This window comes from Chitinophaga caseinilytica, from assembly GCF_038396765.1.
Classification (GTDB): domain Bacteria; phylum Bacteroidota; class Bacteroidia; order Chitinophagales; family Chitinophagaceae; genus Chitinophaga; species Chitinophaga caseinilytica.
Genome location: NZ_CP150096.1, coordinates 405929 through 428492 on the forward strand (window position 1 = coordinate 405929; position 22564 = coordinate 428492).

Annotated in this window: 16 protein-coding genes; 2 read left to right on the forward strand and 14 right to left on the reverse strand. The window is 56.0% G+C overall.

What is annotated here, in order from left to right; translation table 11 throughout:
* Positions 1-3: 3 nt before the first annotated feature.
* From WJU22_RS01660 to WJU22_RS01695, 8 genes are all read right to left on the reverse strand, one after another.
* On the reverse strand, positions 4-3588 hold the full coding sequence (locus WJU22_RS01660) for a response regulator (protein ID WP_341841563.1): 3585 nt from the start codon (positions 3586-3588) through the stop codon (positions 4-6).
* A complete protein-coding gene (locus WJU22_RS01665; protein WP_341841564.1) occupies positions 3585-5186 on the reverse strand; it encodes a response regulator in 1602 nt (533 codons plus the stop codon). The genes WJU22_RS01660 and WJU22_RS01665 overlap by 4 nt, the downstream gene beginning before the upstream one ends.
* A 198-nt stretch (positions 5187-5384) precedes the next feature.
* Complete coding sequence (locus tag WJU22_RS01670) at positions 5385-5774, reverse strand: hypothetical protein (protein WP_341841565.1); 390 nt, start codon at positions 5772-5774, stop codon at positions 5385-5387.
* Positions 5659-6486: an efflux RND transporter periplasmic adaptor subunit gene (locus WJU22_RS01675; RefSeq protein ID WP_341841566.1), complete on the reverse strand. Its 828-nt coding sequence runs from the start codon at positions 6484-6486 to the stop codon at positions 5659-5661. The genes WJU22_RS01670 and WJU22_RS01675 overlap by 116 nt, the downstream gene beginning before the upstream one ends.
* Positions 6470-9703 (reverse strand): efflux RND transporter permease subunit, encoded by a 3234-nt coding sequence (locus WJU22_RS01680; RefSeq protein WP_341841567.1) that lies wholly within the window; start codon positions 9701-9703, stop codon positions 6470-6472. Before WJU22_RS01680 ends, WJU22_RS01675 begins: the two co-directional genes overlap by 17 nt.
* Positions 9704-9715: 12 nt before the next feature.
* Positions 9716-11113, reverse strand: a complete 1398-nt coding sequence (locus WJU22_RS01685; protein ID WP_341843750.1) for a TolC family protein — start codon at positions 11111-11113, stop codon at positions 9716-9718.
* Positions 11114-11150: 37 nt separating this feature from the next.
* Positions 11151-12476, reverse strand: a complete 1326-nt coding sequence (locus tag WJU22_RS01690) for a HAMP domain-containing sensor histidine kinase (protein ID WP_341841568.1) — start codon at positions 12474-12476, stop codon at positions 11151-11153.
* Positions 12477-12482: 6 nt separating this feature from the next.
* The gene (locus WJU22_RS01695) at positions 12483-13166 is read right to left on the reverse strand and encodes a response regulator transcription factor (protein ID WP_341841569.1); all 684 of its coding nucleotides are present in this window, start codon (positions 13164-13166) and stop codon (positions 12483-12485) included.
* Positions 13167-13325: 159 nt separating this feature from the next.
* Here WJU22_RS01695 and WJU22_RS01700 point away from each other — a divergent pair, with 159 nt between their 5' ends.
* Positions 13326-14219, forward strand: coding sequence for a hypothetical protein (locus WJU22_RS01700; RefSeq protein WP_341841570.1), 894 nt, complete (start codon positions 13326-13328; stop codon positions 14217-14219).
* Positions 14220-14296: 77 nt separating this feature from the next.
* Here WJU22_RS01700 and WJU22_RS01705 read toward each other — a convergent pair whose 3' ends face one another.
* The 5 genes from WJU22_RS01705 to WJU22_RS01725 form a co-directional block, all read right to left on the reverse strand.
* On the reverse strand, positions 14297-16333 hold the full coding sequence (locus WJU22_RS01705) for a protein-disulfide reductase DsbD family protein (RefSeq protein WP_341841571.1): 2037 nt from the start codon (positions 16331-16333) through the stop codon (positions 14297-14299).
* Positions 16334-16432: 99 nt separating this feature from the next.
* The gene (locus WJU22_RS01710) at positions 16433-16888 is read right to left on the reverse strand and encodes a protein-disulfide reductase DsbD domain-containing protein (protein WP_126244174.1); all 456 of its coding nucleotides are present in this window, start codon (positions 16886-16888) and stop codon (positions 16433-16435) included.
* A 56-nt stretch (positions 16889-16944) separates the two neighbouring features.
* Positions 16945-17589, reverse strand: coding sequence for a phosphoribosylformylglycinamidine synthase I (gene purQ, locus WJU22_RS01715; protein WP_341841572.1), 645 nt, complete (start codon positions 17587-17589; stop codon positions 16945-16947).
* Positions 17590-17750: 161 nt separating this feature from the next.
* Positions 17751-18731, reverse strand: coding sequence for a hypothetical protein (locus WJU22_RS01720; protein WP_341841573.1), 981 nt, complete (start codon positions 18729-18731; stop codon positions 17751-17753).
* Positions 18732-18746: 15 nt separating this feature from the next.
* Positions 18747-20261 carry a hypothetical protein gene (locus tag WJU22_RS01725; protein WP_341841574.1) on the reverse strand — a complete coding sequence of 505 codons (1515 nt, stop codon included), beginning with the start codon at positions 20259-20261 and terminating at the stop codon, positions 18747-18749.
* Positions 20262-20417: 156 nt separating this feature from the next.
* Here WJU22_RS01725 and WJU22_RS01730 point away from each other — a divergent pair, with 156 nt between their 5' ends.
* Positions 20418-21341, forward strand: a complete 924-nt coding sequence (locus WJU22_RS01730) for a TIGR01777 family oxidoreductase (RefSeq protein ID WP_341841575.1) — start codon at positions 20418-20420, stop codon at positions 21339-21341.
* Here WJU22_RS01730 and WJU22_RS01735 read toward each other — a convergent pair.
* Complete coding sequence (locus WJU22_RS01735; RefSeq protein ID WP_341841576.1) at positions 21338-22534, reverse strand: anthranilate synthase component I family protein; 1197 nt, start codon at positions 22532-22534, stop codon at positions 21338-21340. The genes WJU22_RS01730 and WJU22_RS01735 overlap by 4 nt on opposite strands.
* Between the last annotated feature and the right edge of the window lie 30 nt (positions 22535-22564).

A 22564-nucleotide genomic window follows, 5' to 3' on the forward strand; every position in this document is an offset into this window, starting at 1 on the left:
ATTTTATTTTCCGGCATCGTATAGCCATACCCGTAATAAAGACAGCAATTGGTCGATATCGACCGGCTTGCTGATGTAGTCAGACGCGCCCGCCGCGATGCACTTTTCTCGGTCGCCCTTCATGGCCTTGGCCGTAACGGCGATCACGGGCAGGTGGCGCGTAGCGGGATCGGCCTTGATGCGGCGGGTGGATTCGTATCCGTCCATTTCGGGCATCATCATATCCATCAATACGATGTCGACGTCCTTGTTTTTCGACAAAAGTTGCAGGGCCTCGCTGCCGTCTGTCGCGGAAATGACTTTCATGCCGAAGCTTTCCAGCGCGCGGGTGAGCGAAAAGATGTTGCGCACATCATCGTCTGCCAGCAGGATATTTTTTCCGCGGAGCACTTCCGCCAGCCTGCCGAGCCCGTTGCCCGGGCGTTCCGCGTCTTTCTTCTCCCCTTCCACCAGGTGCAGGAAAAGCGACACCTCGTCCATGATCCGCTGGTACGAATTGGCGACTTTCACCACCACCGAATCGGCGTAACTGCGGATTTTCGATTCTTCGTCGCGGCTGAGGTTTTTGCCGGTGAACACGATGATGGGAATATTTTCCAGCCCCGGCTCGCGCTTCACCTGCTCCAGCGTTTCGTACGAACGGGCGTGGGAAACCCCCATATCCAGGATCACGCAGTTCACTTCCTGCTTCTGCAGCGATTCCAGGCTGCCACCAATATCGTTCCGGATTTCGGTGTTGACTTTATAGTTTTCGAGGAAATACGCCAGCGCCTTCGCATGCTGCAGATTTTCTTCCACGATAAGCACTTTGCGCGGGTTTTCGTGGAGCATGAATTCGATCTTCCGGAAGATATCGTCCATCTTGTCGAAGGTCAGCGGTTTATCGATGAAGTCTACCGCGCCTTTCGACAAACTTTTAAACCGCGCCTGGAAGGCAGACATGATGTGGACGGGAATGTGGCGGGTGGCGGAATGGCTCTTCAGTTCCTCCATCACTTCCCAACCGTCTTTGACGGGCAGTTGAATATCGAGGAGGATGCCGGCGGGGAGGAATTGTTCGGCGAGGGATTGCGCCTCGTCGCCGCGGACCGTCACGATGCCCTTGTACCCCTTGCTCCGGGTGAATTCGAGCAGCGACCGCGCAAAATTCAGGTCGTCTTCCACGATGAGGATACATTTTTCTCCGGGCTTGATCGCAGCCCGGTCGTCTTCCACCGTTCCCACGGGAATGGCGTCGCTCACGAACCGCTGGCGGTATACGCTTTTCTCTTTGGCGGGCATCAGTTCGGAGGCAGACAGTTTTTCCACTTTCCCGACGCCGGAAGAAACGGGCAGCAGTACGGTGAACTGGCTGCCATGGCCCGGTTCGCTCACCAGCCTGATCTCGCCGCCCATGAGCCGCGCCAGTTCCCGGCTGATGGAAAGCCCCAGGCCCGTTCCGCCGAAACGCCGGCGCGTGGAGCCGTCTTCCTGCTGGAATGCCTCAAACACCACGTCCTGCTTATCTGCGGCGATGCCGATGCCGGTATCCGCCACGGTGAACGCGATGGTATTGGTATAGTCTGCCGGGCGCCAGGCGCGCAGCGTCACCGTGCCTTCGTCGGTGAATTTGATGGCGTTGCTGAGGAGGTTGCGGAGGATCTGGTCGAGCCGCTGACGGTCTGTCTCGAAAACGCCCTGTACATCATCCGCGATCTCCGTTCCGAAATCCACGCCTTTTTCCCGCGCCAGCGGTTCGAACAGCGCGCGCATGTCTTTCACCACTTCATCCACACCGGCTTCGGTATACACCAAATCCATTTTCCCCGCTTCGATTTTGGACAGGTCGAGGATTTCGTCGATGAGCATGAGCAGGCCTTTCCCGGAGTTCTGGATCACGCGGGCGTATTCGATCTGTTCCGGAGATAGGTTGCGCTCGTTGTTTTCTACCATCAGGCGCGACAGCAGCAAGATGGAATTGAGCGGTGTCCGCAGTTCGTGCGACATATTCGCCAGGAATTCCGATTTATATTTCGTGCTTTGGGCGAGCTCTTCGGCTTTGCGCTGGATTTCGCGGTTGGAGTCTTTCACGAGGCGGTTGGTTTCTTCCAGTAGCCGCGCCCTTTCTTCCAGTTCGGAATTGGCGTCTACCAGTTCTTCCTGCTGCGTGCGAAGCTCTTCTTCCGAGGCCTGCAGTTTTTCCGTCTGCGCTTCCAGTTCGCTGTTGGCGTTTTCCAGTTCGTTGTGCTGCGCCTGCAGTTCTTCGGCCTGGCTCTGCGTTTCTTCCAGCAGTTCCTGGAGGCGCTTGCGGTTGTCGAGGATGTGGATGACGGTGCCGATATTGAGCACGGCCGATTCGAGGAACGATTTTTCCTGGTTACTGAAACTGCGCAGGGACGCCACTTCCAGCACGCCCATTACTTTCCGTTCGTGATACAGCGGCAGGGCGATGACGGATTTGGGCTGGATGGCGCCACAGCTGACCTGCATGCGCAGCAAGCCTTCGGGAACGTCTTCCAGCACGATGGGCTTCCGGCTGAGGGCGCTTTGTCCCGCGAGCCCTTCGCCGAAGCGCAATACTTCTTCCAGGCCTTCGCTTTCCGCGGCATGCCGGCCATAAAGCCGCAGCCGGCCGCCTTCTTCGGCCACGTATACCGCGCCGGTGCTGCCGTTGGTGTAAGGCACCACATAATCCAGCACGCGTTGGGCCAGCTCGTCGAGCTCATATTCTCCGATCATCTGATCGTTAAGCGCCGCCACGCCCGATTGCAGCCATTCGCGGTCTGCCAGGTCGGTAAAGGATTTTTCGAGGGATGCGGCCATGCGGTTCAGGGAAACCGACAACTGGCCGAGGCCGTCGTCTATATCGTCCCTCACGCGGGCCGCATAATCGCCGGCCGATATTTTGGCGGCCACTTCCTGCGTCATGCGGATGCGGCGGGTGATGTCTTCGTCCTTTTTCTCCAGTTCCTTTTGTAAAGCGGTGCGTTGTTTATAGTCGCTGTTGACCTTCAGGAAGGAAACGATGGTGATGATAATGGCCACGATGGAAGCGATCAGCACAAAAACCGGCGTAGTGCCGGCAAATGCGTTCATCCGGCTGGTACGTTGGGACAGGAGGTGCTGTTCGGAAGTTTTCATTTCCGTGACGAGCATCCGCGCCCGGTCCATATGCTCCTTTCCCCGCTCCATGTCGTCTATCGTGATGTCCGTGCCGCGTTTCTTTTTGTCGATATTATTATTGAGCACGGCCAGCCGCTGCCGGATGGCGAGGGTGAGCTCTTCTGCGGAGGCTTGCTGCCTGACGTTGTCGGCCGTCATTTCCTTCGTGAGGCGAATATGCCGCATGATACTGTCTTCCGCGCCCTGGTAGGGCTGCAGGAATTCGCGGTCGCCGGTAATGAGGAAGCCGCGCTGACTGGTTTCCGCGTCTTTCAGATGAGACAGCACATCGTCGAGATGGCGGATCACCTGGTTGGTATGTTCCACCCATTCCGCGCTGGAAATGAGATTGCGGATGCTGATGATGGACGCCGCCGATCCCGTAATGAGGAGGAACAGCGAGAACCCGAACCCGATGATGAGGTTGCGCTGGAAATTGGACTTCATGTATCGCTTGCTTGAGTATGGTTTTCGTGTTGATGTTGATGAACGGGCAGTACCATCGTAAATACCGAGCCTTCGCCTTCGCGGCTGCTGGCCGTTACCAGGCCGCCGTGGGTATCGATGATCTTTTTGACGATGGCCAGCCCGATGCCCGTGCCTTCGAATTCGTTGCGCCCGTGCAACCGCTGGAAGATGACGAATATTTTGTCGAGATACCGCTCGTCGAACCCGATGCCGTTATCCCTGACGGTGATGCGGCAAAACGCCCCTTCGGCGGAAGATGCTCCGTTGACGGACAGCTCCTCCGTCCTTTCGGCGACCACGCTGATGTCCGGCGGAACGCCCTGGCGGGAGAATTTCAGGGCGTTGCTGAGGATGTTCTGGAACACCTGGCGCATCTGCGAAGGGATGGCGAGGAGCAACGGTACGTTTTCCATCCGGATCACGGCGCCTTTTTCGCGGACGAGCAGTTCCATATCGTCGAGGATATCGCGGAGGATAGCGTTGACGTCGGTAGCGCGGAACTGGCCGCCGATGGAGATCTTCGAATATTCCAGCACGTCGGTGATGAGGCTGTTCATGCGCGCGGCGGAGGAAACGATCTTGCTGAGGTAATGTTCGGCTTCGGGCGCTTCCGTCCCGAATTTGCCGCTGATGAGGTTGCTGAACACCTGGATTTTCCGGAGGGGCTCCTTCAGGTCGTGCGAGGCTACGTATGCGAATTGCTGGAGCTCGTGGTTGCTGTATTCCAGGTCGCGATTGGCCTGTTGCAGCGCGCGGGTGCGTTCGTCTACCCGGTTTTCCAGCAGCTGGTTGATCATTTTCTGTTCGTGGATATCGGTGAAGATGCAGACCCACTTCCCGATGGCGCCCTCTTTCCACACCGGCGTCAAACTGAAAAGATGATACCTGAAATCCGTTTCCCCGATGGGCCGGATGCGCACTTCGCAAACCTCCTGCTGGCCAGACGCCATGGCTTTGGCGATGCATTCCGGCAGCGAGGTTTCCCCGTCCGGCGTAGCCGGCAAGGTTTCCAGCGAATCCGCGTACCGGTACCAATACCGGTTGGCGAACTCGATCTGGCCCGAAGGCCCGAGCGTGAAAGCGATCTGCTGGATGGATTCGAGGATGGAACGGAGCTCGTCCAGGCTGTGCGATAACGCCTCCTGCGCTGCTTTCCTTTCCATGACTTCCTGCCGCAACGCTTCCTGGGCTTCGTGCAGTTCACGGGTTTGCTGGTGAAGGCGGTAAAAGGTACTCACTTTGAGGAGGAGGATTTCCGGGTCTACGGGCTTGGTAATATAATCCAGCCCGCCCGACGAATAGCCGCGGGTAATGAACCGCTTTTCCACGCTCACGGCGGAAAGGAAGATAATGGGAATGTCTTTCGACTTGCTGTAGCCCGTGATTGCTTCCGCAACTTCGAACCCGTCCATTTCCGGCATCTGCACATCGAGGATGATGAGAAAATAGGTATTGCGCAGTATTTTCCGCAAGGCTTCCTCGCCCGAGGAGGCCGTATCCACTTTGAAATGATTCAGTTCCAGAAGTTTCTGCAGGGAATAGAGATTCTCAGGCCTGTCGTCTACGATTAATATCATATTTGGCTGAATAAAGCGGCTGAAAAGTATTCAATTTTCAAACAACGGGACTGTGGATTCTTCTCCACACTCAATACATTGATTCACAGCATGATAAATCGAATTTTCCATGGCATGGTTTTTAATGCCGGCATAAAAAAAGGAACAGCGCCTATCACTGCGCTGTTCCTTGTCAACTTGGCCACTCATTGATTCGTATCACTTCTTGATCGTCACGGCAGATCCGTTCCTGATTTCGTCGTTGGCCTTTTCCACAAGCATATCTCCATCGCGGAGGTCTCCGAATATTTCTGTTTTGCCTTCTGCTTCGCGGCCTTTCTTCACGTCCACCCATTCCGATTTATTGCCGTTCACGCGGATGACGAATATTTTTTCGGTGGAGCTGACTACGGCGGTGGTGGGTACTACGAACACACTGTCTGCCGTAGCCAGCGGGATGTGCACTTCGGCTACCATACCGGGCAGGAGGAGTTTATCGTTGTTCTGGACGTCCATTTCCACGCGTTGCGAGCGCAGCCGGGCATCGAGCGCGCCGGCCATGCGGTTGATGATGGCTTCGAATTCGCGGTTGCCGAGGGATTTGATCACGAATTTCACGGCGCTCTTTGTCTTTCAGGTACGGTGTATATGCTTCGGGAACAGATACCACGAGGCGCAGTTTCTTCTGTTCCTGCAGCGTGAACAGCGGCATTTCCGAACCTTTGCCCGAAGGCCCCACATATGCGCCGGCGCTCACGTTACGCGAGCTGATCACGCCGGAAAAGGGCGCCCTGATCTCCAGGTAATTCCGCTGGTCGGCGATTTCGCGATAGGCGGCACGGGCGGCTTCCTTCTGCGCAAAGTCGCTCTGCTGCTTGGCGAAGGCCATGTCCAGGTCGTTCTGCGATACGGTTCCGGGCGTGAGGCTGGTTTGATATAATCTGTCGTAATTGGCTTTGCTGGCGAGGTACACGGCTTCCTGCGAGCGCAGGCGCGATTCGGCGCCAGACAGGGCGCTCCCCAGCTCGGGGGCTTCCATGGTGGCCAGCACCTGGCCCGCCTGTACGGTGGAGCCCACGTCTACATTGAGTTTGCGGACGAAGCTGTTCACCTTCGCGTAGAGGTCTACCTGCTGGAAAGCCTGCAGCTCTCCCGGCGTTCTCAGGGATGCGGAGAAGATCGCTTTCCCGAGCGGAAATGCGGTGACGGCGGTGGCCGTTTCCACTTTCGTGTTTTCCGGTTTGCTCTGCGAAACGCCGCAACCGGCAAGCCAGATGGCCGCTGCGAGGGCAAGGCCCGGCGTTTTATTGATTGTGATCATACAGGGAAGGTATATAGTGTTTACTTTCTTTGTTTTCTGGATTGAGGGAAACGCTTTGCGTGGATGCGGATTTCATCACCCATCCAAACACCAGCGGGAGCATCACGAGCGCCGCCACCGTAGAAGCTACCAGTCCGCCGATCACCGCGCGGCCCAGCGGGCTCACCTGGTCGCCGCCTTCGCCGTGCCCGATGGCCATGGGGATCATGCCCACCACCATCGCGAGGCTCGTCATGAGGATCGGGCGGAGCCGCAGCGCCGCGGCTTCCCTGGCCGATGCCAGCGCGTCGCCGTTATGCTTGCGCAAATGCTCCGCGTTCGTGATCAGCAGCACCGCGTTGGAAATCGATACGCCGACAGACATGATGATGCCCATGTACGATTGCAGGTTCAGCGTACTGCCCGTTATGCGCAGCAGCAGCAGGGAACCCAGGATCACTGCGGGCACCGTGGTCAGCACCACAAAAGATACGCGGAACGACTGGAAATTGGCGGTCAGCATGAGGAAAATCACCACGATCGCCACGAGCAGGCCGCCTTGCAGGCTGCTCAGCGTTTCGGTGAGCGTATTGCTCAGGCCCACGGGCTCCATCGTTAAACCGCGGGGCAGCTCGCCCAGTGAGGCGATGGCGGCTTTTACGTCTTCACTGGCGGTACCGAGGTCGGTATCGTTGAGGTTCGCGGTCACGGAGATCATGGGCATAGCGCCGAGGTTGTCGTTCTCACCGTAAGTGGTTCCCGGGGTGAGGGTGGCCACGTCTCCCAGCACGGGGCGCGATGCGTTTTTCATGAGCGGGATCTCAGCGATCTCGTCGATACTGTTCATTTTGTTTTCCGGCACTACCACCTGCACGCTGTAACTGAGGTTCGTTTTCTCATCCACCCAAACATTCTTTTCCGTTAACCGGCTGGACGACGTGGAAGCGATGAGCGAACGGGTAACGTCTGTCATATCCGCGCCCAGCTGCGCCAGCCGCGTACGGTCTACCTCGATGTTGATAGACGGGTATTTGGTGGATTGCTGCAACTGCACGTCGCGCATGTAATGGATCGCTTTCAGCTTATCGATGATCTTGTTGGCGTATTCTTCGTTCAGCTTTTTATTCCTTCCGGAAATGCGCACCTCCACCGGCGTGGGGGAACCCTGGCTGAGGATTTTATCGGTCAGTTCGATCGGTTCGAAAGACAATGTCATGTCGGGCACTTTTTCCTTCAGCGCGGCACGCAGCTGTTCTTTCAACTCTTCCAGCTCGAAATGCTTGTCCTTGTTCAGGCTCACCTGCAAAACGGCTTCATGCGGCCCGGCCATGAAAAGGTAGATCGGGCTTACGGAGAACAGCGAGGGGTGCTGGCCAATATAAGACGAAGTGATGCTGATATTTTCCTTGCCGATGACGTTTTCGATGGTGTGGATGGCGCGGAGCGTTTTTTCTTCCGTCCTTTCCATCCGCGTCCCCTCTTCCGCGCGCAGCCTGACCTGGAACTGGCCGCCGTTGGTGCGCGGGAGCACGTCGCGCCCGATGCCGCTCAGCAGCCAGAACGCGATACCGCTGATGATGACGAGGTACGCGATCACCACGGGTTTGCGGACGGGCATGAGCCGGTCTATCAGTTTCATAAAACGATTCCGGAATTTCTCGAATCCGCTCACTTTCCCATCGTTATTGAAATCGGCACGTTCCACGAGCACTTTCTTCTGGTCCCAGGTATCGTTTTCGTTGGCGGGAACATGTCCTTTCTTATGCGCTTTCATGATCCAGTTGGCCATTACCGGCACAAAAGTCTGGGAAAGGAAGTAGGAAGTGATCATGGAGAAACCGATCGCGAGCGCCAGCGGGAGGAACAGCGAACCGGGGATGCCTTTCATGGTGAAGGCGGGCGCAAACACGGCGAGGATACAGAACAGGATCAGCAGTTTCGGGAACGCGATTTCCTTACAGGCGTCCCAAATGGCGAGGGCCTTGGGCTTGCCCATGTCGAAGTGCTGGTGGATGTTCTCGATCGTGACCGTGCTTTCATCCACCAATATCCCGATCGCGAGGGCGAGGCCGCTCAGCGTCATGATGTTGATGGTCTGGCCGAAGAGGCTCAAAAACAGTACGCCCGAAATGATCGACACGGGAATGGTGAGGATCACGATGAGCGCGCCGCGAAGGTCTCCCAGGAACAGGACCACCATCAAACCCGTGAGGATCGCACCGATGATGCCTTCCGTCACGAGGCTTTTCACGGCGTTCATCACGTAGGTGCTCTGGTCGAATTCATAACTGAGCGTCACGTCTTCCGGCAACTGCGCCTGCAGCCGCGGAATAGCTTTCTTCAGATTCTGCACCACTTCCCAGGTGGAGGCGTCGGCCGATTTGGCGACGTTCAGGTATACGGACCGGCGGCCGTTCACGAGAGCGTACCCCGCGGCAATGTCTGCCCCGTCCTCTACCGTGGCCACATCGCGGAGGAAGAGCGTCTGCACACCGCCTTTGAACAGCGGCAGGTTCTCGAAATCCTTGATGTTTTTGACGGTCGTATTCGTAGGTGTGATGTAGTTTTTGTCGCCGATGCGCACGTTGCCCGAGGGCGCCACCTGGTTGTTCAACCGGAGCGCTTCCACGAGCTGGTCGGGCGTGAGGTGATGGATGCGCAGCAGCTCGGGGTCGGCCTTGATCACCACGGTTCGGATGTTGCCCCCGAAAGGCGGCGGCGCCACCAGGCCGGGAATGGAGGTGAACGATGCGCGAACGTACACGTTGGCCATATCCATCAGTTCGTTGTTGGTCCGCTTGTCGGAACTGAGCACGAGCTCACCTACCGGCAGCGTAGACGCATCGAACCGGATGATGAACGGCGGCTGCGAGCCGGGCGGGAAAATGGCCTGGGCGCGGTTGGAGAATGCCGACACTTCCGCCGCGGCCTGGCTCATGTTGGTACCTTCGTAGAAGTTGAGCTTCATGAGCGTGAGGCCCTGCACGTTTTTCGTTTCGATGGATTTTACGCCGTTCACGAACAGCAGGATATTCACGTATTGCTTGGCGAAGAAGGCTTCCATCTGGTTGGGCGTGTATCCGCCGAAGGGGTGCGCGATGTAGAGCACCGGCATGTCGAGCTTGGGGAAGATGTCGACTTTCACTTCCCGCACCGCTTTCACGCCGAAGAAAAACAACCCCGCCACCAGTACGAGAATGGTGATCGGTTTGTCTAGCGCGCTTTTGATGAGTCCCATTATCTGCTATGATTAAAATTCGTTGATAAATAATCCGAAATCCCCTGCGGCCGCCGATTTCAGCAGCAGCGCCTGCCAGACGTTGCTGTACGCCACGTCGCGGTCGGTCTCCGCACGGTTGAGGGTATACAGCGCCTGGGTGACGTCTACCAGCGTGCTCAGCCCGTTTTTGTACATCACGGTTTTCTGGAGATAGGCGTCAGACGCGGATTTGATCTGCACGAGGGCCTCGCGGTAAGTATCCAGCGCGTTTTTCATTTTGGTATCCGCGAGCGACAATTGCGCTTTCAGTTGCTGGTCTACCACTTCCATTTCATTTTGCAATGCTTTGGACGTGTACGCCTGTGCGCCGAGTTGCTTGTTCACCCGCAAAATATTGGTCAGGTTCCAGGTGACGCCCAGGCCCAGCAGGTAGTTGGTGCGGGTGGGCTTCACGCCGTCCCAGTAATTATGCGTGAAAGCAGTGTGGTCGGTGATGTATTCCGCCTGGAACCCGGAGCCGCGGGTCTGGATAATGCTGAAAACGCTGAACGCGGGATATTGCAGGGTACGGATGTACTTTTCCTGCTCCTGGCTCAGCTGGATGCGGCTTTGGTAAAATTGAAGGATGGGATGCGCGTCTGTCCGCATGGCCACGGTGTCTGTCACCACCACCGGCAAGCGGGTGAGGATGAAAGAATCGAGGACGAACGGCTGGGGCGCGAGGCCCATGAGCTGCGCGAGCAGGTTGGCCTGTTCCTGCTCCACGTCGCGCGAGCGGGTGAGGGAAATGCGGGCGCTGGCCACTTCGGCATTGGCGAGAGAAGAATCCACCCCGGCTATGAGGCCGTTCTTGGCGCGGCGCGTTACCACGGAGCGGAAAGTATCCGCCCGCTCGAGGTTGCGCTCCCAGGCGGCGCTGAGGCGCTGGGCGGCCAACAGGTTAAGATAGGCGCCGGCCACTTTCACTTCGTGACGGAACTGCTCCTGCTGCCAGTCGCGCTCGTCGCGGTGCGCGAGCTGCTGTGCGGCTTTGATCTTTTCCTTCATCCTGCCGAAAGCGAAAAATTCCCAGTTCATGTTGGCCAGGTAGAGCGCCCCGAAAGCGGCGTTCCAGTTTTGCTCCGGCATGGCCATACCGGAAGAAGCTACGCCCAGACCGCCGAAACCGTACAGCGGACCGTTCTGTCCGTTGATGGTACCATAGTCTTGCTGGGCAGACACGCTGAAGTTGGGCAGATAATCCCGGCGCGCCTGTTCTGCAGAGGCTTTGGAGGCGTTGACGTAGTTGGCTTTCGCCTTGATGGAACCGTAGTTGTTCAGTGCCGTTTGTACAGCATCTTTCAGGGTAAGCACCTGCGCGCGGGCGCTGGTGAAACCGGTGAGAAGGATAACAGACAACAGCAGATGAACAGGATAGCGTGAAGTCATCTGTTTCAAAAATGAGCGATTTTAAAGCATGGCAGCCTTACAGCTGAGTTTTCTCATGCAAAGAGCGCGCATCATTCTGAAGCAATTTTGAAGAAGTGAAAGTGGCAGGAAAATCGATCGAAATTATGTGATGACCGGTTTCAAACCGGTATTCAATGGTAAAGCTGTTCATGTCGCATATTTGCTTGACGATAGACAGGCCGATGCCCACAGAGCTCTGGCACCGCATCCCCTTCCTGAACCGCTGGAACATCTCTTCCGGCGGCCCCTGGGGCTCCAGGCCGGTATTGGCGATCACGAGCCTTTTGGCCGTCAGCTCCACGGAAATATGCCCGCCGGGGTAATTGTGGCGGATGGCGTTGCCAAGGAGGTTGTTCAGCAAAATATCCACCAGGGCCGTATGGAGCTTCACCTCCACTTTTTCCTCGATGCGGTAGTCCATCGTCAGCCCCTTGATGGTCACCAGGTCGCAGAAGGTGTTGACGGTTTCCCGGGCGTACCGGGAAATATCGAGCACCCCGGTGGAGGCGAACTCGTTGTTTTCCAGGCGCGCCAGCAGCACGAGGCTCTTGTTGATCTTCGTGAGCCGGTCTACCGCGTTCTGCATGTCGGAAATGAGAATGGCCTGTTCACCTTCGATGTTGTATTCGGACATGAGCTCCAGCTTGCTGCGGATGATCGCCAGCGGGGTTTGCAGTTCGTGGGAGGCGTTCTCGGAAAATTCTTTCAGGGAAATATAGTCGTCCACCGCCTTGTCGGTCATTTTGCCGACGAACTTGTTCAGTTCGTTGAACTCCTTGGTGCGGGTGGGCTTGAATTCCAGCTTGGTGCGCGATCGCAGGTTGAAATGCTGCAATTTCTTGAGGGTATTGTAAAAGGGCGCCAGCACCAATCTTGAAGCCAGGCGCGCCGTGAGCACGATCAATCCGATCAATATAACCAGCTTCCACAGGATACTGGTCCGCAATCCGGCCAGGATCTGTTCGGAACGCGTCACGTAATCCCCCGAAATGATTTCATAACTCGTGCCGTTGATCATATGCCACGACGCCACGGTGATCTTCCGGTCGTAATCCTCCATATTGGGATCGTGTTTGACGTCTCGGTCGGAAATGAGGAAGAAATCCGCCGGCATGGTGGAATCCGACGGCGCCGCCTTGATCCGGCAGCCCTGCATGAACTCGCCGATGGCCTCTCCCCGCCCCAGCTGCTCCGCCGCACGGATGTTGACATGCTTCAGCCGCTCCACCGCTGCCCGGTCGATCTCCCCCTTGATGCTCTGGTAAGTGATGAAACTGTTGATGGGGATGATCAGCATCGTAACGCCCAGGAACCACAACGTAAATCTGTCTACGATCTTCATGCGCTGTTATTGTCGGGATGTATTGAATTTATACCCCAGCCCGTACACCGTGCCGATGTAATCCGTCCCGTTGGCGGAACTGATCTTCTTGCGGATGTTTTTCACATGCTGGTACACGAAATCGAAGTTGTTCAGGTTGTCGGTATAATCGCCCCAAAGGTGCGCGGCGATCGACTGGCGCGATAGCACCCTGTTCTTGTTGACCATGAAATACATGAGGAGGTCGAATTCCTTGCGGGTCATGTCCAGCAACATACCGTTCACCCAGGCTTCGAACGTATCGATGTTGAGGGTGATCTCGTTGAAGGCGATAATATTGCTGCCGCCCAGTGTTTTCCGCCGGTAAATAGCCCGGAGGCGGGCGTTCAGCTCCGGCATGTGGAAGGGCTTGGTCAGGTAATCGTCTGCCCCTTCTTCCAGCCCGATGATCTTGTCGTCCAGCGAATTTTTGGCGGAAAGGATGAGGATACTGCTTTGCAGCCGCTCCTGGCGCATGAACCGGAGAATTTCCAGGCCGTTGCCGTCGGGCAGCATAATGTCGAGCAATACGCAGTCGTACTGAAAGGAAATGAGCTTGTCCTGCGCATCGCGGATATTGTAGCTCACTTCACAGATATACCCTTCCCGCGCCAGGAAGGCCGAGATGCTGCTTGCCAGCTCCACATTATCTTCTATCAGCAACACTTTCATGATCCGGCAAAATTACGCACAAATTTGAAGCAATTCTGAAGCAGCGAACCCTTTGGGCATTCCGGGTGTTATCACTAAGCTACTAACTGACTGAATTTCAATAGATCACAAAACTGGCACGCGATTCGCAACGTACAGCCCGTTTTAAAATCCTTTCTTATGAAGCCATATGTTTTATTGTTCCCTGCGCTGGCCGGGCTGGCCGCCTGCGCCGGCGGCGGCAGCGAAAAAGCCGAAGCCGAAGCTGCGGACGCGGCCCGGTTGACCGCCATCAGCGAATATGTGTCCAGCATCGACGAAAAAGCCGCATCCAACAAGATGATGGCCGCGCATAACTTCGTGAACGGCGATAATTCCGCCGGCGTCATCGGTTTATATTCCATCAAAGACACGCCCATCCGGCTCTATATCTTCCCGGAAGGCCCTCCGGGCGATTCCAGCATCGAAACCTGGTTTTACCTTGATACCGTTTCGGTAGACGTGAAAATGCTCCGCGAAGTGATCACCACCAAAACGGGCGTCATCGAAAACACGTTCTATTTCGACGTGGACACGCTCGTAGGCTCGGAAAGCCGCAAGGCCAAAGACCTCCCCTCCCTGGAAACCGCCGCCATCACGCCGTACGAATCGCCCTTCGGCAAAACCGATTACCGGTTCAGCCCCGTCGAAGTGAACACCCTGGCGGAAAAAGCCAACGCGGCGCTGCTGATCGACCGGAAAGACCTCAGCCCCAAGGCCAACGAAATGCGCCGCCTCGGCGCTTCGCACTGGGCCGTGGGCAACGAGCCGGGCTGGTTTCTGGCCATCATTCCCAATAAAAAGATCATTTATACCGGCAATTACGGCGAAAACGTCATCGAATTCCCCGCAGCATCCGCCCAGAAAGGCGATAAAGACGCTTCCATCTTCACATCTTCCGCCAACGGCCACACGCTGACCGCCAAATTCGACAACCAGGTGTGCACGGACGATGGCGATAAAAAATCCCCCTTCACCGTAACCCTCACGGTAGACGGGAAAACTTTCCGCGGTTGCGGCCAGTCGCTCTTTTGACATCGTATCACAACTATAAAACAAAAAAAGGACGCCCCATTGCGGAGGCGTCCTTTCTATTTTATTCCGGGTCCGGATTATTTCTGCGCGGTGTTGCTCACCTTCTTCCAGCCTTCCAGACCGGCTTTCAGCCAGTTGGAGTATTCCTGAATGTCGGGCGTGTAGGCCACGGGGAGCGTCAACAGCCTTTCGTCGGGCGTGATGAGCACGTACAGGGGCTGCGACTGGTTAATGAAATTCACCCGTTGGAAGGTGGCGTATTTATCGCCGATAGTCACGATCTTTTTGGACCAGCCTTCGTCGGATTTGAAGAGGAACTGATCGTTTTCGCCGAGTTTCTTGCGATCGTCGGTGTAGAGCGAAATGAGGATGTAGTTGTCTTTGATGAGGGAATGTACCTCGGGATCGGTCCACACGTTTTCCTCCATGTTACGGCAGTTCACGCAGGCCCAGCCGGTGAAATCGAGCAGCACGGGCTTGTTCTTTTCTTTGGCGAGCGCGAGCCCTTTTTCGTATTCATTGATGATATCGGGTTCCACGGCGCCTTTTTCAGTAGCGGTGCTATGGCCGTACCAGCTGTAAGACATCGGGGGCGCAAAGCCGCTCATGAGGCGGATGCGGGCGTATTTCGTGTTGGTGATGCCGGGGATCAGGTAGAGCGTGAACGCACCGAAAAGGATACCGAAGAAGATGCGCACTTTGCCCAGTTTTTTAACGGGACTGTCGTGCGGGAACTTGATCAGACCGAACAGGTAAGCCGTGGTGAGACCGAAGATGATGATCCAGATGAGGAAGAACGTTTCGCGGTGGAGGATGCCCCAGTGCGTAACGAGGTCTGCGTTAGACAGGAACTTGATGGCGAGGGCTACTTCCACGAAGCCGAGCACTACTTTCACCGAGGTGAGCCAGCCGCCGGATTTGGGCAGCGAGTTCAGCCAGTTGGGGAAGAGGGCGAACAGGGCGAAGGGTAACGCCAGGGCGATGCCGAAACCGGCCATGCCCGCGGTGAGCATCCATGCGCCGTTAGCGCCACCGGCTGCGGAGCCGGCGCCTGCGAGCAGGGAGCCCATGATGGGGCCGGTGCAGGAGAAGGAAACCACCACCAGGGTGAGGGCCATGAAGAAGATACCCACGAGGCTGTTCTTGTTGGCTTTGGAATCCGCTTTGGAAGCGAGGCCGCTGGGCAGGGTGATCTCGAACAATCCGAAGAAGGAAAGCGCGAATACCACGAATACCACGAAGAAGGCCAGGTTGAGCCACACGTTGGTGGAAATATTGTTGAAGATGGCGGAGTCGGCTTTGCCGGCGATGTGGAAGGGCAGGCTGAACAGTACGTAGATCAGGAAGATGAAGAACCCGTACATGGTAGCGTTGAAGATGCCCGACTTGCGGTCTTGCGCCGATTTGGTGAAGAACGAAACCGTGAGCGGGATCATGGGGAACACGCAGGGTGTTACCAGGGCCACGAGGCCGCCGAGGAAGCCGAGCACGAAAATGAGCCAAACGCTGGATTCGCCTTCGTTACCGATGCCGCCCACTTTCATGATGGGGTTGGCGAGGTCGATGGTGGGGCGTTTGAGGCCGGCGGCGGCTTCTTCGTTCACTTTGAGGCCGCCTGCTCCGCCGGCCAGGTTGCCGGAGGCGTCTGCGGTGAAGGTGAACGGTACCTCTTCCGGGAGGATTTCTTCTCCTTTGAGGATGAAGTAGTTCACGGTGCCGCGGAGGTCTTTCACGGAGTCGGTGTTATACTTGACGGTGGCGGTGATTTCCGCTGCGTTCTCGAAGTATTTGATCTCCATGTTATCGAGCATGGGCTCCTTGGCCTTGAGGGGCGCGGAAGCGTCTGCCAGGGCCTGGATTTTGACGCGCGTGTCGCTCAGGCTGTCGAAAACGATGCGGGAGTTGGGCTCGTCGTCGCCCATGGAGGCGGCCATGAGTTTCCAACCCGGTTCTATTAAGGCTTTGAATTTCAGGATATATTCTCCGGGCGCCTTTTTTTCGGCGGTGAATTCCCAGGCGGATGTATGAACTGGAGCGTTTTCCGTTTCCTGTGCTTTGGTGGAGAAGCCGATAAGCAGCAGGAGCGCGGAGATCATCGAAATGATATACTTCATATGTACGATAGACTTAACAGGTTGTATGAAAGCAAAATGCAAAAACGAGTTCCTTCGAATGAAAGAACTCGTTGTTATGATCAATGAGATGAGACAGGATTATTTGCCTCCCACGTTCACGGCGAATTCCACTTCTGTAGGGGGAAGGCACTGGTGATCGTCGCATACCATGAATTCAACGGAGCCTTTCACTTTGGTGACAGCTTTACCTTTTACGGTAACTTTCTGTACGAAGGTCACGGTGTTTTCGTAGTATTTCAGCTCGGAGTTGAAGTTCTTGTCGAATGCTTTGTGCATTTTACCCACTTCGGTCAGTTTGCCCTGCGCGGTGGCGAGGGGGTTCTTCGCGAATTTGAAGCTGGTGGGCACGGGGCCTTCGCCGGCTTCCTGTGCGTAGAGGTGCCAGCCGCGGTCGATAGTGGCTTTGGCGTGCACTTCATACGTGGTGGCGTTCACTTTTTTGGAAGTAAATTCCCACTTCACGGGGTTCATGTCCTGCGCAAAGGCCAATACCGGCAGCGCGAAGAGCATCATGGCTACGAGCAACTTTTTCATACTTCTTTCTTTAATTGGTTGGTTGTTTTGATTGGTATAGACCAGGCGCTTTGGGCCTAGTTATTATTTATCAGGCTTTGGAAAATCAGCTGGCCGTCGCGGTTGCCCAGTATTTCGCTGGTGGCGCGCTCGGGGTGCGGCATCATTCCGAAAACGTTTCTTTCCTTGTTGCAAATTCCAGCAATGTTTCGGATGGCGCCGTTCGGGTTAGCAGAATCAACAATGTTGCCAAACTCGTCGCAGTACCGGAAAATCACCTGGTTATTCGCGAAAAGGCCTTCCAGAGTGGCTTCGTCTGCATAGTAACGACCCTCGCCATGCGCAACAGGGATCATCAGCGGGCGACCCGTCACCTCTTTAGTCAAAGAAGCTTGCGTGTTTTCGCTTTTGATGAATACGTTCTTGCAAACGAACTGCTGGTTTTCGTTTTTCAGCAATGCGCCCGGGAGCAGGCCCGCTTCGCACAGGATCTGGAAGCCGTTGCATACGCCGATCACACGACCGCCTTTGTTGGCAAACTCCACCACGCTCTGCATCATGGGGCTGAACTTGGCGATGGCCCCGCAACGCAGGTAATCACCGTAAGAAAAACCGCCCGGCAGCAAAATGCAGTCTTCCGTGCCGAACATGCTCAAGTCCTTGTCTTTGTGCCAAAGGCTGATCACTTCCTGGTTCAAATCGTTGCGCAGCGCATCGATCATGTCTTGGTCACAGTTAGAACCGGGAAACGTAACAACTCCGAATTTCATTTATTTATTTGTTTGAATATTTCTACTGGAAAGAACAAAATTACTGACCATTGGGGAATTTACAATCACCATTCATCAGATTTATGATTACACTAACAACCGCCCACATCCCGTCAATGGCTAAAATATTGCATTACAATAACATATGACAGCACTAATATGTGTACTGCATTGGCTACCGTATTGTTAGTGATCGACCAGAACACGTTCGCCGCAAACAACGCAACCGGCATCACCGCCAGCACCCAGTACGTTGCCGAAAAATGGCCGCTGAACAGGGGCAGCAACGTTGCCACCAGCGCGTAAATCACCACCGTAGCCCAGATCTTCCGGCCCTGTATGAGCATTTTTTTGAATGTGCGCTGCAGCATCAGCCAGCCGGTCACGAAAAACAGTGCCGTCCCGATCAGCGCCCCCCAAACCTTATAATCCGTAATGATCGGCAGGTTTGCCCGGATATTGACCAGGTCGGGGATCATGTCCCAACGGTCCGTCAAAAACAGCCAGGTGCCCAGCAGGTAAAACGGACAAATGATACCCAACAGCCCGATGATCCACTCCGCCAGCCTGAACGCCCGCATGATCAGCAGGCTCAGGAACAGCAAAGCCACGAACAACACCGAAGGGAAGTAAAACAGCCCGCAAACGCCCAGCGCGAAACCGATGTTGAAAGACACGTCGCGCGCGGAATTCCGCATATACAGGTCGGTTATGCTGGAAAATATCCACAGCATCACCGTATTGACGATCAAGGCAGGAGAAAACACGTTCCAGCTCTGCAACAGCGACGTCAGCAGGAGATAGCACATCGCCGTCAGGTAAGTATCCTTCGCGAAAAGCCGGTGGTTGTTCACGATGCGCGTCAGCAGCAGCGACTGCACAAAAAGCAGCATCAGCGCCAGGAACGTGAAAAACATCGGGCTCGGCCCCACCCATCCTTCCAGCCATCCCACCAGCCATTTATAAGCCAGTCCCTCCGACCCGTCTGCCAGATAAAGCGACGGGTGCAGCAGGTAGTAAAACTTGATGAACAGCATGTACAGGAACAGCAGCAAGACCGTCAGCGGGTTGCCGGATCTGAAAAACTTAATCACGATGCAAAGGTGGGGTTAAAAGTCAATTTTTGCAAAGCAAATATAATTCCTGTAAATACAGGGAATGAGCACCGTCCGCCCACTAATTTGTTTGCCATAGCGGGGCATCCAGGTAAACCCTTTGTCCAGGTTCCGGAGCGTGGGCTTGCGGCTCAGCTTGCCGTCGGGCCCGATCGTATTTTCGGTGAGCACGTACTGCCGGCGTTCCAGCTCGTTGAACAGGAACCGCAGCTCGCTGCCCACGTTCACGAGCATATAGCTCAGGTAAAGGTCCGCCCCGTCGTCGAACTGGCTTTTGTGCACAAAGTTGCTGAACGTGAGGTCTCCCTTATCGTCGAACGCCATGATGGCGATATTGTCGTAATGGTAGCGCGTGCCCTGCCCATCGTTCCAGTAATACGGATTGTAATAGGACGGGCTGTAGGGCGAGTAATAATAGGGATAATATCCGCCGTAGCCGCCGTACATATAGTTCCAGCGGTTCCAGGGCTGGCTGCGCGACGAGGTGTAGTAAGACTCCGCAGTCAGCATGAACCCGCCGTTGGCCGTGTTTACGATCTTGCGGATGAAATAATCGTTGAAAGCCGCGTTGGTGGAGGCATCGCCCTTCGCCTGCTGCTTGAGCTCGGGGGAAAAGATCGTCGTTTTCTCGAAAATCCGCTGGTTGCTGGCGTAGTCGAGGCGGAGGAGGTACATCCCTTCTACGTTCCCCCGTTTCTGTTTGTAATAGAACGCCGTCACGAGGGCCTGCCTGTCTTTATTGTCCAGCTTCATTTTCACTTCGTCCAGCAACAATTCCTTCTTCTCGAACGGGTACGTCTCAAAAGCGTCTGTGGTGGCGCGTTTCACGATCACGCTCCCGTTCACGATATAATCCCGGCCCGCGCCCCGCTCCAGCTTGGTGAAGAAGAGATCGCCTTCGTTATTGAGATTGAAGTTGTTGAGGAACTGCTTCTTGCCTTCCATGGGGAGGCTCACCCGGCTGTTGTTGACGAGGTTGAAGGCGCTGTCGTACAGGAAAGTATAGAAAACGTTATTGTCTTCCTTGTCCTGGTTGATTTTATAAATGAGGATACGCCCTTTGTCTTCAGACGTTTCCACGGAATAGATCTTGTTTTCCTTGGAGTAGAAGCCGATGCGGGTGGAGTCTACCATCACCGGCGCTTCCATGAACTGCCCTTTCCCGTTGACGCGGCCCACGAAGCTGTACACGGCGTCTTTCCGCTGGAACTGGTAGATCATGTACGAAAAATCGGGGTAAGACACGAAGTCGACGCTGATGAGTTTCTTGGGAAGGAAGTCGAGCTTCACGCGGTCGAGCAGCTGCATGCCGTTGTCGTACACGGAGATATGGTATTCTCCGCGGTCTGCCTTATATACAAGGATGTTTCCGGAAACCCTGCCTACGATCTCGAATTCGGTGGTTTTGTAATCGTCCCTTTCCGGTTCGGAATAGGTGACTTTCTGGGCCATGGCAAGGGAAGCGCAGAGCATCAGCGCAAGAAATGGAAGGATATGACGGAAGCGCATGGGCATGAGTTTAAGGTAATCTACAGGATAAACGCCTGACGCAGCGGTTTTAGCATAGATCCGCTTCAAACCTACATGAAAAATATCTTATTGCCAAGTGCTGGGAAGCACCGGGATTTATTGCGTAAATTTACGGAGGATCAACTGGCATTTACAATGATGGACACGGTTTTGATAACAGGCGGCTCCGGCCTGGTAGGCAGGGCGTTAACGGATTTTCTCCTTGAGCGGGGGTATCGCGTGATCGTCTATACGCGGAAGATGCGCCCTTCCCCTCACCCGAACCTCCGTTTCGCGCTGTGGGACCCATCCCGCCAAACGCTGGATGCGGCCGCCCTGCAGGAAGCCGACCAGATCGTCCATCTCGCCGGGGCCAACGTGGCCGACAAGCGGTGGACCGAATCCCGCAAGCAGGAGATCCTCGACAGCCGCGTGCAGAGCGCGCAGCTTTTGTTCGACCAGCTATCGCGTATTCCCAACAAAGTCAGGACTTTCGTGAGCGCCTCCGCCACGGGGTACTACGGCGAATTCCAGGGCAATAACTTCCTCGAAACCGATCCTCCCGCCACCGATTACCTCGGCAAAACCTGCGTGGCCTGGGAAAACGCCGTGCAGCAAATGTCGACCCTCGGCAAAAAGGTCATCATCCTCCGCACGGGCATCGTTTTGTCCAACCACGGCGGCGCGCTGAAGGAATTTATCAAGCCCGTGCGCCTCGGTTTCGCCACGGTCATGGGCAGCGGCCAGCAGTTCATTTCCTGGATCCATCTGCAGGATCTCGTCCGCCTATACCACAACGCCCTGTCCAACGATCAGCTGACGGGCATCTACAACGCCGTTTCCCCCTTCCCTATCACCAACCAGGAGCTGGTTACCCAGCTGGCACGGGCGGTAAAGGGCAAGAGCTTCGTAACGGTGCACGTGCCCGCATTCGCGCTGAAACTGGCGATGGGCGAAATGAGCGTGGAGGTCCTCAAAAGCGTGAAAGCTTCTTCGGCGAAAATCCAGTCTACCGGCTTCCAGTTTTCCTACCCCCGCATCCCCGACGCGCTGGCGCAACTGGTTACCTCCGGCGATTAAATTCCCAGGGCCGTGCGCAGGGCACGGGCTTTCAGGAGGCATTCCTCCCACTCTTTTTCCGGGTTGCTGTAAAATGTAATGGCAGAACCTGTCTGGAAGGAGATGTAATGTTTTTCGGCATTGTACAGAATGCTGCGTATCACCACATTAAAATCGAAATCGCCCTCGGGCGTAATGTAGCCGACGGCTCCTGAAAACAGGCCCCGCCGTGTTTGCTCGTATTGCTCGATGAGCTGCATCACCTTCACTTTCGGCGCGCCGGTCATGGAGCCCATGGGAAAGGCGTTGCGGATGGCGTCGGTGAAATGGAACGCGGGGTCGAGGGTGGCGGTTACGGTGGAGATCATGTGGTGGACCTGCGGGAAGCTGTAGATCCCGAAAAGCTCAGACACCTGTACGCTGCCGCGGACGGCCGTGCGGGAAAGGTCGTTGCGGACGAGGTCTACCACCATCACGTTTTCCGACTGTTCTTTGGGGCTGTTGCGGAGTTGTTGGATGAGGGCTTCGTCTTCTTCCGGGCTGGCGGCGCGGCGCACGGTGCCTTTGATGGGCTGCGAGGTGAGCTGGTCGCCTTCCTTGCGGAGGAAGCGTTCCGGGCTGGAGCAGGCCAGGTAGCGGAGGCCGCGGCGGTAATAGGCGGCGAAGGGGGCTGGACTGAGGCCGTTGAGGCGGAGGAAAATGGCCGCCGGGTCCTGGATTTTGGCGTGGGCGTATTGTTCCCGGCAGAAATTGACTTCGTAGCAATCGCCTTTGAGGATATGGTCCTGGAGGGCGCGGACGGCCTCGAGGTAATCGGCGCGCTGGAGGCGGGCCTGGGAAATGATGGGAACGGGCGGTGCGGGAACGATGCGCGGTTGGCTGCGGAGATCGGCATGGATGGCGCGGGCGTCGGCTTCGGAGAGGTTTTCCCCGGCAATTTCGAGGAAATCTACGGTGAGGCGGAGCACGTAGCGGGGCCGGAAGAACGAAAGGTCGGGGAAACCGATGCCGTCAGGGTTGTGGCTTTCGAGCTTTTCGGTCTCGTTTTTAAGGTCGTAGGCGAAGTGGCCGAAGAGCCAGCCGGGCTTTTCGTCGTGGAAGCGGCGCAGCTTTTCGAACGCGCTGCCGGCGGGGGATTCCAGTGTTTCCACGGCATCTGCGGCCAGGATGGCTTCTGCGCGGGAGCCGGCCAGGCGGTAATTGTTGTTGTCCAAAAAACAACAAATGTTGAACCGGTTGCCCCA

What these genes read in the sequence shown, in the direction of transcription:
- WJU22_RS01710 (WP_126244174.1), bottom strand. Translation starts at nt 16,888, where the DNA reads ATGAAAAAGTTGCTCGTAGCCATGATGCTCTTCGCGCTGCCGGTATTG.
- purQ (WP_341841572.1), bottom strand. Translation starts at nt 17,589, where the DNA reads ATGATCGATGCGCTGCGCAACGATTTGAACCAGGAAGTGATCAGCCTT.
- WJU22_RS01725 (WP_341841574.1), bottom strand. Translation starts at nt 20,261, where the DNA reads ATGCGCTTCCGTCATATCCTTCCATTTCTTGCGCTGATGCTCTGCGCT.
- WJU22_RS01685 (WP_341843750.1), bottom strand. Translation starts at nt 11,113, where the DNA reads ATGACTTCACGCTATCCTGTTCATCTGCTGTTGTCTGTTATCCTTCTC.
- WJU22_RS01700 (WP_341841570.1), top strand. Translation starts at nt 13,326, where the DNA reads ATGAAGCCATATGTTTTATTGTTCCCTGCGCTGGCCGGGCTGGCCGCC.
- WJU22_RS01690 (WP_341841568.1), bottom strand. Translation starts at nt 12,476, where the DNA reads ATGAAGATCGTAGACAGATTTACGTTGTGGTTCCTGGGCGTTACGATG.
- WJU22_RS01695 (WP_341841569.1), bottom strand. Translation starts at nt 13,166, where the DNA reads ATGAAAGTGTTGCTGATAGAAGATAATGTGGAGCTGGCAAGCAGCATC.
- WJU22_RS01730 (WP_341841575.1), top strand. Translation starts at nt 20,418, where the DNA reads ATGATGGACACGGTTTTGATAACAGGCGGCTCCGGCCTGGTAGGCAGG.
- WJU22_RS01660 (WP_341841563.1), bottom strand. Translation starts at nt 3,588, where the DNA reads ATGAAGTCCAATTTCCAGCGCAACCTCATCATCGGGTTCGGGTTCTCG.
- WJU22_RS01680 (WP_341841567.1), bottom strand. Translation starts at nt 9,703, where the DNA reads ATGGGACTCATCAAAAGCGCGCTAGACAAACCGATCACCATTCTCGTA.
- WJU22_RS01705 (WP_341841571.1), bottom strand. Translation starts at nt 16,333, where the DNA reads ATGAAGTATATCATTTCGATGATCTCCGCGCTCCTGCTGCTTATCGGC.
- WJU22_RS01665 (WP_341841564.1), bottom strand. Translation starts at nt 5,186, where the DNA reads ATGATATTAATCGTAGACGACAGGCCTGAGAATCTCTATTCCCTGCAG.
- WJU22_RS01675 (WP_341841566.1), bottom strand. Translation starts at nt 6,486, where the DNA reads ATGATCACAATCAATAAAACGCCGGGCCTTGCCCTCGCAGCGGCCATC.